The sequence below is a fragment of the Pseudomonas sp. NPDC089395 genome, assembly GCF_044749525.1.
GTDB lineage: Bacteria > Pseudomonadota > Gammaproteobacteria > Pseudomonadales > Pseudomonadaceae > Aquipseudomonas.
In genome coordinates this window covers 15,948-28,397 of the sequence record NZ_JBIVID010000011.1, presented here as the reverse complement: position 1 = coordinate 28,397, position 12,450 = coordinate 15,948, and the positions used below count along the sequence as shown (strand labels likewise).

Annotated in this window: 7 protein-coding genes, 4 tRNA genes and 2 pseudogenes; 5 read left to right on the top strand and 8 right to left on the bottom strand. The window is 62.6% G+C overall.

Annotation, left to right across the window (positions count from 1 at the left end):
- Positions 1-214: 214 nt before the first annotated feature.
- The gene (locus ACIPZG_RS21560; protein ID WP_400716719.1) at positions 215-4,192 is read right to left on the bottom strand and encodes a molybdopterin-dependent oxidoreductase; all 3,978 of its coding nucleotides are present in this window, start codon (positions 4,190-4,192) and stop codon (positions 215-217) included.
- Between the two features lie 268 nt (positions 4,193-4,460).
- Between ACIPZG_RS21560 and map the strand changes: the two genes are divergently transcribed.
- Positions 4,461-5,309, top strand: a complete 849-nt coding sequence (gene map / locus ACIPZG_RS21555; RefSeq protein ID WP_400716717.1) for a type I methionyl aminopeptidase — start codon at positions 4,461-4,463, stop codon at positions 5,307-5,309.
- Positions 5,310-5,348: 39 nt separating this feature from the next.
- On the opposite strand, the pseudogene ACIPZG_RS21550 reads toward map, so the two are convergent.
- Together ACIPZG_RS21550 and ACIPZG_RS21545 are read right to left on the bottom strand one after the other, a co-directional pair.
- Positions 5,349-5,619: pseudogene (locus ACIPZG_RS21550) on the bottom strand (LysR family transcriptional regulator); the annotation flags it as partial.
- A 612-nt stretch (positions 5,620-6,231) separates the two neighbouring features.
- On the bottom strand, positions 6,232-6,654 hold the full coding sequence (locus ACIPZG_RS21545) for an RHS repeat-associated core domain-containing protein (protein WP_400716714.1): 423 nt from the start codon (positions 6,652-6,654) through the stop codon (positions 6,232-6,234).
- Between the two features lie 209 nt (positions 6,655-6,863).
- Between ACIPZG_RS21545 and ACIPZG_RS21540 the strand changes: the two are divergent.
- Positions 6,864-7,019 (top strand): annotated as a pseudogene (locus ACIPZG_RS21540) (type I methionyl aminopeptidase); the annotation flags it as partial.
- Positions 7,020-7,213: 194 nt separating this feature from the next.
- Here ACIPZG_RS21540 and ACIPZG_RS21535 read toward each other — a convergent pair.
- The 4 genes from ACIPZG_RS21535 to ACIPZG_RS21520 all read right to left on the bottom strand — a co-directional run bounded on the left by ACIPZG_RS21535 (position 7,214) and on the right by ACIPZG_RS21520 (position 7,715).
- Positions 7,214-7,290: transfer RNA gene (locus ACIPZG_RS21535), tRNA-Asp, on the bottom strand.
- 13 nt (positions 7,291-7,303) lie between these two features.
- Positions 7,304-7,379, bottom strand: a tRNA-Val gene (locus ACIPZG_RS21530).
- 170 nt (positions 7,380-7,549) lie between these two features.
- Positions 7,550-7,626: transfer RNA gene (locus ACIPZG_RS21525), tRNA-Asp, on the bottom strand.
- 13 nt (positions 7,627-7,639) lie between these two features.
- Positions 7,640-7,715: transfer RNA gene (locus tag ACIPZG_RS21520), tRNA-Val, on the bottom strand.
- A 215-nt stretch (positions 7,716-7,930) separates the two neighbouring features.
- On the opposite strand from ACIPZG_RS21520, the gene rdgC reads away from it, so the two are divergent.
- The 3 genes from rdgC to sugE all read left to right on the top strand — a co-directional run bounded on the left by rdgC (position 7,931) and on the right by sugE (position 10,549).
- The gene (gene rdgC / locus ACIPZG_RS21515) at positions 7,931-8,851 is read left to right on the top strand and encodes a recombination-associated protein RdgC (protein ID WP_008098477.1); all 921 of its coding nucleotides are present in this window, start codon (positions 7,931-7,933) and stop codon (positions 8,849-8,851) included.
- 185 nt (positions 8,852-9,036) lie between these two features.
- Positions 9,037-10,002 carry a bile acid:sodium symporter family protein gene (locus tag ACIPZG_RS21510; protein WP_400716712.1) on the top strand — a complete coding sequence of 322 codons (966 nt, stop codon included), beginning with the start codon at positions 9,037-9,039 and terminating at the stop codon, positions 10,000-10,002.
- A gap of 229 nt (positions 10,003-10,231) precedes the next feature.
- Positions 10,232-10,549, top strand: a complete 318-nt coding sequence (sugE, locus tag ACIPZG_RS21505) for a quaternary ammonium compound efflux SMR transporter SugE (RefSeq protein WP_008100583.1) — start codon at positions 10,232-10,234, stop codon at positions 10,547-10,549.
- A 10-nt stretch (positions 10,550-10,559) separates the two neighbouring features.
- Here sugE and ACIPZG_RS21500 read toward each other — a convergent pair whose 3' ends face one another.
- Positions 10,560-12,437 carry a 1-acyl-sn-glycerol-3-phosphate acyltransferase gene (locus ACIPZG_RS21500; protein WP_400716709.1) on the bottom strand — a complete coding sequence of 626 codons (1,878 nt, stop codon included), beginning with the start codon at positions 12,435-12,437 and terminating at the stop codon, positions 10,560-10,562.
- Positions 12,438-12,450 lie beyond the last annotated feature (13 nt).

The following is a 12,450-nucleotide window of genomic DNA, read 5'->3' as shown; positions in this document are numbered from 1 at the left end:
ATCACGGTGTGCCCGGGTTGATCGCCGTTGACCAAGGGGGCTGTTTGTAGAAGGGATCTAGCAGGGACTGTGCCAATTGTTTTGCCTGCGTGGGCCCTTCGCGGCTAAAGCCGCTCTTACACGGCCTGCGCAGCTTGTAGGAGCGGCTTTAGCCGCGAAGGGCCCGCACCGGCAACGCACATTCCAGGTGCAGGACTCCCCATCCTGGGGCGTTTCAGTACACGTCACGCCGATAACGCTTGGCCTTGCTCAGCGTATCCATGTAGGCATCGGCATCCACGCCCCCGTGCTCGGCAATGATCTCGCGCAGCGCCGCATCCACATCCTTGGCCATGCGCTGGGCATCGCCACACACATACAAGCAGGCCCCCGCCTCCAACCACTGCCACACCTGTGCGCCCTGCTCGCGCAGGCGCTGCTGCACGTAGATCTTCTCGGTCTGGTCACGGGAAAACGCCGTGTCCAGGCGCAAATGCCCCGACGCCTGCCAGGCCTGCAGCTGCTCCCGATAATAGAAATCAGTGGCCGCGTACTGCTCGCCGAAGAACAGCCAATTGCCCCCTGTCGCCCCCCGCGCCTCACGCTCTTCGAGGAAGGCTCGGAACGGCGCGATGCCGGTGCCAGGCCCCACCATGATCACCGGCACGCTGTCGTCTTCGGGCAGGCGAAAATGCTTCGACACTTGCGGGAAGATCGCCACCTCAAGCGCCCGGTCAGCAAGAAAGCTCGAACACACCCCTTTGCGCTCGCCATAGCGCACGGTGGAAACGGTCAGGTGCACTTGCTGCGGGTGGGCCAGCGGGCTGGAACTGATCGAATACAGACGCGGCTGCAAGGGCTTGAGCAGGGCAAGCCAGTCGGCCAGCGGCAGCTGCTGAGGGAACGCGCGCAGTACATCGACCAGTTGCCGCCCCCACAACCACGCCTGCAACTGTGCCTTGCACGCCGGTTGCAACAGGCGTTGCAGATCGGCGGCCTGCGCGCTGAAGGCCTGCAATTGCTGCGGGGTCACCTTGGCGATTTCCAGGTGCGCTTGCAGGGCGATGGCCAGCGGCATTGCAGGCTCGCCCTTGAGTTCGACAATGGTCTGGCCGTCGAGCTGCATCAGGGTCAGCAGCTCTTCGACCAGCGCCGGGCAGTTGCGCGGCCACACGCCAAGGGCGTCACCGGCGGCATAGCTGAACCCGCTGCCGGACAAGTCGAATACCAGTTGACGGGTCTCCTTGCTGGCGCCTGGCCCATTGAGCACGCGGTTTTCCAGCAGACGGGCGGTGAAGGGACGTTGCCTGCTGTAGCGGACGGCAGGCTCGCCGGCAGGTGCCGTGGCGGCGGCCGCGCCCAGCGCGGGCAGCAAGGCATCGAGCCAGGTGGCGAAGGCCGCATCATAATCCGGCTCGCAATCGACACGCGGCAACAGGCGCCGCCCTCCCAACTCGGCCAGGCGCTGGTCGAGCTTGCGGCCGAAGCCGCAGAACTGGTCGTAGCTGGAGTCGCCCAGGGCCAGCACGGCATAGGGCAACGCCCCGCAAACGACGCCCGCCTCGCCCTGCAGCGCCTGCCAGAACGCTGCGGCGCTGTCCGGCGCGTCGCCATCGCCGCAGGTGCTGGCAATCACCACGATGCTCGCTGCACCTTGCAACTGCTGAGGGCTGACCGCCTCCAGGCAACGGAGCTGAACCTCCAGACCCGCGCCACGCAGACGCTCGGCGCAGCGCTCGGCCAGCGCCTCGCCATTGCCAGTCTGCGAGGCCCACAGCACCTGGTGACACGGCGCCTCGGCGAGCAGGGCCGGTGCCCCGCCCGGTTGTGCGAACAGCCCGGCCAGCAGCCCGTCGACGAACAAACGTCGGGCAGCGGCCAACGGCGCACTGGCCGGCAAGCTCGGTACACCTTCGCCGCGCGCCTGCTCAAGGCCAAGCAGAAAGCCCTGCAGGTAGTGGCGTTCATCTTCGGCCAGCACCGGGGCTGGCAAGGCATCCAGGCCAAGCAGGCGGGACAGGGTCGCGGTCGGCATGCGGGCAGGCTCCGAAACGTGTGTGGCGGCGCCCAGCTCAAGGGCGTCGATGCGTTCGCCGGCGACCCGCTCCAGGGCCACGGCGCAGTGTTTGAAAGCCGGCTGCAGCGACAGCGGGTCGACTGCATCACAGGTCACGGCATTGATCGCCAACTGCTCGCCGATCACATCGTTCCAGTGGAACGGGGCAAAGCAATTGCCGGGCATGACCCGGTCACTGACCCGCGCCGGTAGCACCGCCTGGCCACGTCGCGAACGGATGGCCACCTGGTCCTTGTCGTGGATGCCCAGGCGTTCGGCATCCTCGGGATGCAATTCGACAAAGGGGCCGGGCTCCAGTTTGTTCAGCGCCGGCACCTTGCCGGTCTTGGTCAGGGTGTGCCATTGGTGTTGCACGCGGCCGGTGTTGAGCACCAGCGGGTAGTCGGCGTCGGGCAGCTCGGGGGCGGGCAGCCAGGGGCGGGCGAAGAAGCGCGCCTTGCCACTGGGCGTTGGGAACGTCAACGTCGACAAGGCACCCTCGGCGCAGTAGCGCACCGGGCTGCGGTCGTTGCTTTGGCCCGGTTCGCTTGGCCACTGGTGAGGCTTGTCGCGCAACTGGGCGTAGCTGATGCCGCGCAAGTCATAGCCGGTCTGCGGATTGTTGAAACGGCGGATCTCATCGAACACGGCCTCGGCGTCGGGGTAATCGAAGGCATCGGCAAAGCCCATGGCACGCGCCACCCTGGCGATGATCTGCCAGTCGGGCAGGCTTTGCCCCGGCGCCTCGACGGCGCGCGGCATCAGCGTCAGGTTGCGCTCGCTGTTGATCATCACGCCCTCGCCTTCGGCCCACAGCGCGGCGGGCAAGAGGATATCGGCGAAGCGATTGGTCTCGGTGTCGAGGAAGGCGTCCTGGCTGATCACCAGCTCAGCCTGGCGCAGGCCGTCGATCACCTGCTGGCGGTTGGCGACACTGGCCACCGGGTTGCTGCAGATGATCCAGCAGGCTTTCACCTCCCCGGCCTTCATCTGCTCGAACAATGCCACCGTGCCTTCGCCGCCTTCAGCCCGCAGGCTGCCGGGAGGCAGGCTCCACTGCGCCTCGACGAAGCTGCGGTCTGCCGCCACCAGGGCCGAGCGCTGGCCCGGCAGGCCCGGCCCCATGTAGCCCATTTCGCGGCCGCCCATGGCATTGGGCTGACCTGTGAGCGAGAACGGGCCGCTGCCGGGGCGGCAAATGGCCCCGGTGGCCAGGTGCAGGTTGCACAGCGCATTGCTGTGCCAGGTGCCGTGGACGCTCTGGTTCAGGCCCATGGTCCAGCAACTCATCCACTCGCCGGCCGTACCCAGCCACTCGGCGGCCTGGCGAATTTCGGCTTCGCTCAGCCCGGTGATGGCGGCCACGCGTTCAGGGGGGTAATCGTCGAGAAAGGCCGGCAGTTCATCCCAGCCTTCGGTGTGGTTGGCGATGAACTCGGGGTGGGTGTGGCCATTGCGGTGCAAGAGGTGCAGCAGGCCGTTGAGTAACGCCAGGTCGCTGCCAGGGCGCACTTGCAGGAACAGGTCGGCCTTGTCGGCGGTGGCGGTACGACGCGGGTCGACGACGATCAGTTTCGCCCCGGCCTTTACCCGGTCGAGCAGGCGCAGGAACAGGATCGGATGGCAGTCGGCCATGTTCGCGCCGATCACCAGGAACACCTCGGCGCGGTCGAAATCCTGGTAGCTGCCCGGCGGGCCGTCGGCACCGAGCGACAGCTTGTAGCCTGTGCCGGCGCTGGCCATGCACAAGCGCGAGTTGGACTCGATGTGGCGAGTGCGGATGAAGCCCTTGGCCAGCTTGTTGGCCAGGTACTGCGCCTCCAGCGACATTTGCCCGGAAACGTACAGCGCCACGGCGTCCGGGCCGTGCTGGTCGATGATGCCGCACAGGCGCTCGGCGGTTTGGGCGATGGCCTGGTCGAGGCTGCTGCGCGCCGGCTCATGGTCACGCTGCTGGCGGACGAAGGCGGTTTCCATGCGGCCGGCGGCAGTCAACGGCACGTGGGCGGTAAGGCCCTTGGTACATAAGCGACCCAAGTTGCTCGGGTGCTGCTTGTCGCCGCTGATCTTGCTGACCTTGCCGTCGGCCACGCTCATGACGATGCCGCAACCGACGCCGCAATAGGGGCAGACGCTGCGTACTTCGGTGCTGGCCATGGGCGGTCTCTCCTTCAGGAACGCAAAAAGGCGCCGGCTGACCTGGCTTGCAGAGGGCAAGCAGGGCAACACGGCGCCTTTGTCGTGAGGTGTGCGGGCTATCGACGTTGATGGCCCGGGATGGGGGTGTGTCAGCAATTAGTGGGCCAGCTGTTGCGGCCCTATCGCCGGCAAGCCGGCTCCCACAGGTACACCACCGCCCCTGAGGCATGTGCAATCCCTGTGGGAGCCGGCTTGCCGGCGATAGGGCCAGTACTACCAACGCACCATGCAGTGGCAGGCCAAAGACTCATGGCGCTATGCTGGGGCAATTTCCAGCAAGAGCTTCTACCCGCATTCCATGTCCCAAGTGATCCTCAAGACCCCCGCCCAACTCGCCCTGATGCGTAACGCCGGGCAGCTATTGACCCGAGTATTCGCCGACCTCGACAGCTTCATCCTACCCGGCGTGACCACGATGCAGATCAACGACCGCGCCGAGGCGTTCATCCTCGATACGCTCAAGGCCCGCCCGGCGAGCAAGGGCCAGTACGGCTTCCCCTACTCGCTCAACACCTCGGTGGACCATGTGGTTTGCCACGGCATGCCCAAGGTCGATGAAGTGTTGCAGGAAGGCTCGATCATCAATGTCGACATCACCCTGGAACAAGGTGGTTACATCGCCGATTCGTCGAAGATGTACGCGATCGGGCCGATCAGCGACGAGGCCCGGCGCCTGGTCGACACCACCTACGACGCGCTGTGGAAAGGCATCGCCCAGGTGCGCCCTGGCGCGACGCTGGGCGACATTGGTCATGCCATCCAGGCCCATGCCGAAGCGGCAGGCTACAGCGTGGTGCGCGAGTATTGCGGGCATGGCATTGGCCAGCAGATGCACGAAGGCCCTGAGGTGCTGCATTTCGGCCAGCGCGGCATGGGCATGAAGCTCAAGCCCGGGATGGTGTTCACCATCGAGCCGATGATCAACCAGGGCGGCCGCGGGACACGGACGTTGCGCGACGGTTGGACGGTGATTACCCGCGACCACTGCTTGTCGGCGCAGTGGGAGCATACGGTGGCGGTGACCGAGGATGGGGTCGAAGTGCTGACGTTGCGGGAAGAAGAGCGTAACCGCTGAGATTGGCGGGGCTGCTTTGCAGCCTCATCGCCCTCAAGCCAGCCTCCATAGGTACAACTGCCCAAGCAGCTGTGCGCTGACACCAGTGACCACCCTGATTACAAGTGCCCCATAGCGTTTGTGTAGGCACCACAGTACTTTCTGCGTTCGAACAAGTGCCTCTTGAGCAGGACCTCGAGTTCCTTGAGAGTCTTGGAAATCCCCGGCTAACTGATCACCAGAATGTCGGCCGTCCTGGCCAGGCTGCCTTGCAGAGCAATCTCCAGGAAATACAGCAAGTGCGGCACTTGATACGGGTGCCGAGGTTCATTGTTGAAAATATGAAAGCCGAGCACTCTCTTTTCACCCTAACGTGAAGACTTCCCTGCTCTGATGAACTGATTTTTGCGACCTATCTCATCCACAGACGATGAGCTCGAGGGATTGACAGTGACAGGACGATACGCGAACCGAGCATAATCTGGATCATCAACCTCCATTTCTTTGATTAGCTTGATCCAATACTTTTCAAAGTCTCCATTAATAATCGCTGGTCTATTGTCGTCAGTCCATAAACTGTCGTGATAACCCGTCGAAGGCGCTTTAGTAATATTCGCCATCTCTTCTATGAACGACAACCCACCCACAGACTGGCGATTTGCGGATTGACAGGCCAGGATGTGCGTTTCCTGCCCCGCCAAGTCCACTCCATTTTTTTGTAAAGTATCCGCTATAGCAGCTGCCCGATGATTGACTCTGTGGCTACCTATACGGCCAGGAAAGCCATGCGCGCCTATGTTCAATACTTTTTTACCTGAAGGTCCGTCAGTATAAAATACTCGAAGCCCATCGATAACTCTAATTGGTCCCCTGTAATAAAATCGAGACCCTCCGGTCAAGGTCGGAGAATGTCCATCAATATCGTTCAGATTGATGGGATCGCCTAAACGAATGCATACTGGTTCAACCCCCCCACCCCGAACGGTGAGAGGCTATCTGGACTTTTGAATCTCATCAAGATTGGACTGTACATACGATAACCCGTGCCCAGCAGATACCCCTGAGAGATCGGATCAAAGTAATTCCCCTTGAATGAAACTGGCGATAGCGGGATGCGGGTAGAAAATCCGTAGGGAGTGAACCTTTGAGGGGTGTTACTTTCGCGACACATATCAAGCATAACTGAGCCCAGTTTGTCACAGGCAAAAATTCTTGAATGCTCTCCCTCGCCAAGTGCACCTAGAATGCTATAGTTTTTGCGCATCAGCGAAATACCACGCTTAAACCCGACGATCGTAGTAATAACACCAGATCTGTAGAAAAATTTTGGCACCACCTCTGTAGCCATCGCTCCGAGTGTTTTCAAGATACACCTCCTTTACTGGCGGGATAGCGAGACCCTAAGCGTGCACTAGACCGTGATACCTGAAAACTGTCAGAAATATCAGTCCACTGAGCTAGACATGCTTCCAAACAAATAACGCGACCTGAGGCGTATCAAAGCGGTGCGACTGAAGAAGGAAGCTCCCGTGGCAAGTTCATTGACCAACTGATGGAGCGTGGCAAGCAAGAGCCATTGGCCAGGGTGGCCGCGGGACACGGACGTTGCGCGACGGTTGGACGGTGATTACCCGCGACCACTGCTTGTCGGCGCAGCGGGAGCATACGGTGGCGGTGACCGAGGATGGGGTCGAGGTGCTGACGTTGCGGGAAGAAGAGCGTAACCGCTGAGATTGGCGGGGCTGCTTTGCAGCGCAATCGCCGGCAAGCCGGCTCCCACAGGTAAACCACAGTGCTTGAGAGCAGTGGGGTACCTGTGGGAGCTGGCTTGCCAGCGATGAGCCCAGCGCAGAAACAAAAAAAGCGACCCTAAGGTCGCTTTCTTTGTTACTTCCGGGTGTTCAGTGGGCCCTGGAAGTGAAATATGGCGCAGCGGACGGGACTCGAACCCGCGACCCCCGGCGTGACAGGCCGGTATTCTAACCGACTGAACTACCGCTGCGCTAATCAACGAGTGGTGGGTGATGACGGGATCGAACCGCCGACCCTCTGCTTGTAAGGCAGATGCTCTCCCGGCTGAGCTAATCACCCTTCGTCTCGGTGAGGCGCGCATTCTACGGAGGAATGAGCATCCCCGCAAGTCATTGAACAACTTATTTTTCCAATTACGACAAAACTGGAAATTCAGACACAAAAAAAGCGACCCTAAGGTCGCTTTCTCTGTTACTTCCGGGTGTTCAGTGGGCCCTGGAAGTGGAATATGGCGCAGCGGACGGGACTCGAACCCGCGACCCCCGGCGTGACAGGCCGGTATTCTAACCGACTGAACTACCGCTGCGCTATACATCGAGTGGTGGGTGATGACGGGATCGAACCGCCGACCCTCTGCTTGTAAGGCAGATGCTCTCCCGGCTGAGCTAATCACCCTTCGTCTCGGTGTGGCGCGCATTCTACGGAGGGCCTGCTAGCCTGGCAAGCACTTTTTTCAAGTTTTTCAAAAAAATTATCAGGCCTTTCAACAACCTAGCTTCGACGCCCATTTCTTTCCTTATATACAGCTACTGGCCCAATGACAGGGCTGGCCTGGAGCGGCTGCTCGGAGAATAATGCCCGCCTTATGCCTTAAGGAGAGATTGCCCCCCATGTGGTTCAAGAACCTGCTGACCTACCGCCTGACCCAGGATGTCCCCTTCGAGGCTGAAGCTCTGGAAGCTGCCCTGGCCAGCAAGCCGGCCCGCCCATGCGCGAGCCAGGAGCTGACCACCTATGGCTTCGTCGCACCGTTCGGCAAGGGCGAGGACGCTCCCCTGGTGCACGTCAGCGGCGAGTTCCTGCTGATTGCCGCGCGCAAGGAAGAACGCATCCTGCCCAGCAGCGTGGTCAACGATGCGGTGAAGGAAAAGGTCGAAGAGATCGAGACCGAGCAGATGCGCAAGGTCTACAAGAAGGAACGCGACCAGATCAAGGACGAGATCATCCAGGCCTTCCTGCCGCGTGCGTTCATCCGCCGCTCGATGATCTTCGCCGCCATCGCCCCGCGCCTGGGGATGATCCTGGTCAACTCGGCCAGCGCCAAGCGCGCCGAAGACCTGCTGTCGACCCTGCGTGAAGTGATGGGCTCGCTGCCCGTGCGCCCGGCCACGGTGAAGATCGCCCCGACCGCGACCATGACCGACTGGGTCAAGTCGCAACAAGCCGCCGAAGGCTTCTATGTGCTGGACGAATGCGAACTGCGCGACACCGCCGAAGACGGCGGTATCGTGCGCTGCAAGCGCCAGGACCTGACCGGCGAGGAAATCCAGCTGCACCTGAGCACCGGCAAGGTGGTCACCCAGCTGGCCCTGGCCTGGCAGGACAAGCTGTCGTTCGTGCTCGACGACAAGATGGTGATCAAGCGCCTGAAGTTCGAAGAGCTGCTGCAGGAGCAGGCCGAACAGGATGGTGGCGATGAGGCCGCGCAACAGTTCGATGCCAGCTTCCTGCTGATGATGATGACCTTCAGCGAGTTCCTGCCGGTGCTGTTCGAGGCACTGGGTGGCGAAGAGATTCCGCAAGGGGTCTGAATCTGCTGATCTGCCGGTGCTGATCTGGACGTTATCCTGAGTCAGTACCGGCCCAATCGCCGGCAAGCCGGCTCCCACAGGTAAAGCGCAAGCCTCAAGGGCTGTGATATTCCCTGTGGGAGTCGGCTTGCCGGCGATTGGGCCAGTGAAAATCACAGAGAAATAACTATAAAAGGACCTCTACCATGCGCGCCCTCGCCGCCCTCAGCCGCTTCGTCGGCAATACCTTCGCCCTCTGGGTACTGGTGTTCGCCTGCCTGGCCTTCCTGCAACCGCAATGGTTCATCGCCCTCAAGGTCGCCATCGTGCCATTGCTGGGCGTGGTGATGTTCGGCATGGGCCTGACCCTCAAGCTCGACGACTTCGCCGCCCTCGCCCGCCAGCCCTGGCGCGTGGCACTGGGGGTGATGGCGCACTTCGTGATCATGCCGGGCATGGCCTGGCTGCTGTGCCAGCTGTTCCACCTGCCGGCGGAAATCGCCGTGGGCGTGATCCTGGTCGGCTGCTGCCCGAGCGGCACAGCGTCGAACGTGATGGTCTGGCTGTCCAAGGGCGACCTGGCGCTGGCGGTGGCGATCGCCGCGGTGACTACCCTGCTGGCCCCGCTGCTGACCCCGGCGCTGATCTGGTTCCTGGCCTCGGCCTGGCTGCCGGTGTCCTTCATGGACATGTTCTGGTCGATCCTGCAGTTGGTGATGCTGCCGATCATCCTCGGGGTATTGGCCCAGCGTCTGCTGGGCGCGCGGGTGCAGATGGCGGTGCAGGTGCTGCCACTGGTGTCGGTGGTGAGCATCGTCATGATCGTCTGTGCGGTGGTGGCGGCCAGTCAGGCGAAGATCGCCGAATCGGGGCTGCTGATCATGGCGGTGGTGATGCTGCACAACAGCTTTGGCTACCTGCTGGGTTATCTCACCGGGAAGTTCTGCAAGCTGCCGCTGGCCCAGCGCAAATCGCTGGCGCTGGAGGTGGGGATGCAGAATTCGGGGCTGGGGGCGGCCTTGGCGGCGGCGCATTTCTCGCCGCTGGCGGCGGTGCCCAGTGCGCTGTTCAGCGTTTGGCACAATATTTCGGGGGCGCTGCTTTCGACCTGGTTCCGCAGGATGGAAGCGCCTTTGGATGCCGTTGAAGGTGCGGAGCCTGCCAGGGATTGATGTTGGCTGCACTGGCCCTATCGCCGGCAAGCCGGCTCCCACAGGTACACCACCAGCCTCAAGTGCAGTGACATCCCTGTGGGAGCCGGCTTGCCGGCGATAGGGCCAGTACAGGCTTGCCCAACAATCGGCAAATGTGCACCATAGTGCCCACTGTGAGGACGGCCTCACGACGCACCGCGTGACCATTTCCGGGGACGGCCCCATCTTTCAAACGATGGAGACTCATATGTCCTGGATCATCCTGTTCTTCGCCGGCCTGTTCGAGGTCGGCTGGGCGGTCGGCCTCAAGTACACCGACGGCTTCACCCGCCCGCTCCCGACCCTCCTCACCGTCGGCGCCATGGTCATCAGCCTTGGCCTGCTGGGCCTGGCCATGAAAGAGCTGCCGCTGGGCACCGCCTACGCCATCTGGACCGGGGTCGGCGCCGTCGGCACGGTGATCGCCGGCATCATCCTGTTCGGCGAGTCCATGGCCCTGGTGCGGCTGGTCAGTGTGGCGCTGATCGTCACCGGCCTGATCGGCCTGAAAGTCAGCGCCAGCTGACCACCCCCCTCTAACGCAAGTCGCCGCGCAAGCGGCTGACCTGCTCGCGCAACAGCTCTGGCTGCGCCGCCTCCACCGGAATGGCGGCGCCTGCCACGATGGTCACCCGCGACCACAGCCGCTTGAAAAAGCCCTTGCCGGGGTCGCGACTGAAGAAGCTGCCCCACAGCCCCTGCAGCGCCAGCGGTATCACCGGCACCGGGGTTTCTGCGAGGATGCGGTTGACACCTCCCTTGAACACATCGATCTCGCCGTCGCCCGTCAGTTTGCCTTCCGGGAAGATGCACACCACCTCCCCCGCCGCCAGGTACTCGGCGATGCGGGCGAACGCGCGCTCGTAGGTGGCCGGGTCTTCACTGCGCCCGGCGATCGGGATGGCGCCAGCGGTGCGGAACACGAAGTTGAGCACCGGCAGGTTGTAGATCTTGTAGTACATGACGAAACGGATCGGCCGGCGAATCGCCCCTCCGAGCAGCAGCGCATCGACGAACGAAACATGGTTGCACACCAGCAGCGCCGCCCCTTCGTCGGGGATGCGCTCGAGGTCGCGATGCTCCACGCGGTACATCGAATGGCTGAGCAGCCAGATCAGGAAGCGCATGGTGAACTCGGGCACGATCCTGAAGATGTAGGCGTTGACCAGCACATTGAGCAGCGACACCACCAGGAACAGCTGCGGGATGGTCAGGTCGGCCAGGCCCAGCAGGACGATGGTAAGGAGCGCCGACACCACCATGAACAAGGCGTTGAGGATGTTGTTGGCGGCAATCACCCGGGCCCGCTGGTCCTCGGCGGTGCGTGCCTGGATCAGGGCATACAGCGGCACGATATAGAAGCCGCCGAACACCCCCAGGCCAACGATCGACAGCAGAATCCACCAGGCCTGGCTCATGCCCAGCAGCGTCAGCCAATCGTGAGGGGCAGCAGCCACCGGTACATCGCCGGAATGCCACCACCAGAGCAGGCCGAACAGGGTCAGCCCGAACGAGCCGAACGGCACCAGGCCAATTTCCACCTTGCGTCCACTGAGGCGTTCGCACAACAGCGAGCCCAGCGCGATGCCTACCGAGAACAGGGTCAGCACCAGGGTCACCACGCTGCTGTCGCCATGCAGCCAGTCCTTGGCGTAGGCCGGTATCTGGGTCAGGTAGATAGCCCCGACGAACCAGAACCACGAGTTGCCGACGATCGAGCGTGACACCGCCGGCGTCTGCCCCAGGCCCATGCGCAGAATCGCCCAGGATTGCGTGAAGATGTTCCAGTCCAGGCGCATCTGCGGCGACGCCGCGGCGGCGCGGGGGATCCAGCGGCTGGCCAGGTAGCCCAGCACGGCGGTGCCGACCACGCCGCCGGCCACCATCGTGGCATAGCTGCTACTGGCCATCATCACCCCGGCGCCAATGGTGCCGGCGAGAATGGCGAGGAAAGTGCCCATTTCCACCAGGCCATTGCCGCCGACCAGCTCTTCTTCCCGCAACGCCTGGGGCAGGATCGAGTACTTCACCGGACCGAACAGCGCCGAGTGGGTGCCCATGCCGAACAGCGCCAGCAACATCAGCGCCAGGTGATCGGTGACGAAGCCGAGCGCGCCAACCGCCATGATGACGATTTCGGCCAGCTTGATCGCACGGATCAGCGCGTCCTTGGCGAACTTCTCGCCAAACTGCCCGCCGAGGGCCGAGAACAGGAAGAACGGCAGGATGAACAGCAGTGCGCAGAGGTTGACCCAGATCGAGCGGTCGCCGTCGCCGAGGCTTAGCTTGAACAGGATCGCCAGGATCAGCGACTGCTTGAACAGGTTGTCGTTGAAGGCACCCAGCAGCTGGGTGATGAAGAACGGCAGGAACCGCCGCTTGCCGAGCAAGGTGAATTGCGAGGGGTGACTCATCGTCTCGTCCTTG

What these genes read in the sequence shown, in the direction of transcription:
- ACIPZG_RS21500 (WP_400716709.1), bottom strand. Translation starts at nt 12,437, where the DNA reads ATGAGTCACCCCTCGCAATTCACCTTGCTCGGCAAGCGGCGGTTCCTG.
- map (WP_400716717.1), top strand. Translation starts at nt 4,461, where the DNA reads ATGCAGTGGCAGGCCAAAGACTCATGGCGCTATGCTGGGGCAATTTCC.
- ACIPZG_RS21560 (WP_400716719.1), bottom strand. Translation starts at nt 4,192, where the DNA reads ATGGCCAGCACCGAAGTACGCAGCGTCTGCCCCTATTGCGGCGTCGGT.
- sugE (WP_008100583.1), top strand. Translation starts at nt 10,232, where the DNA reads ATGTCCTGGATCATCCTGTTCTTCGCCGGCCTGTTCGAGGTCGGCTGG.
- rdgC (WP_008098477.1), top strand. Translation starts at nt 7,931, where the DNA reads ATGTGGTTCAAGAACCTGCTGACCTACCGCCTGACCCAGGATGTCCCC.
- ACIPZG_RS21510 (WP_400716712.1), top strand. Translation starts at nt 9,037, where the DNA reads ATGCGCGCCCTCGCCGCCCTCAGCCGCTTCGTCGGCAATACCTTCGCC.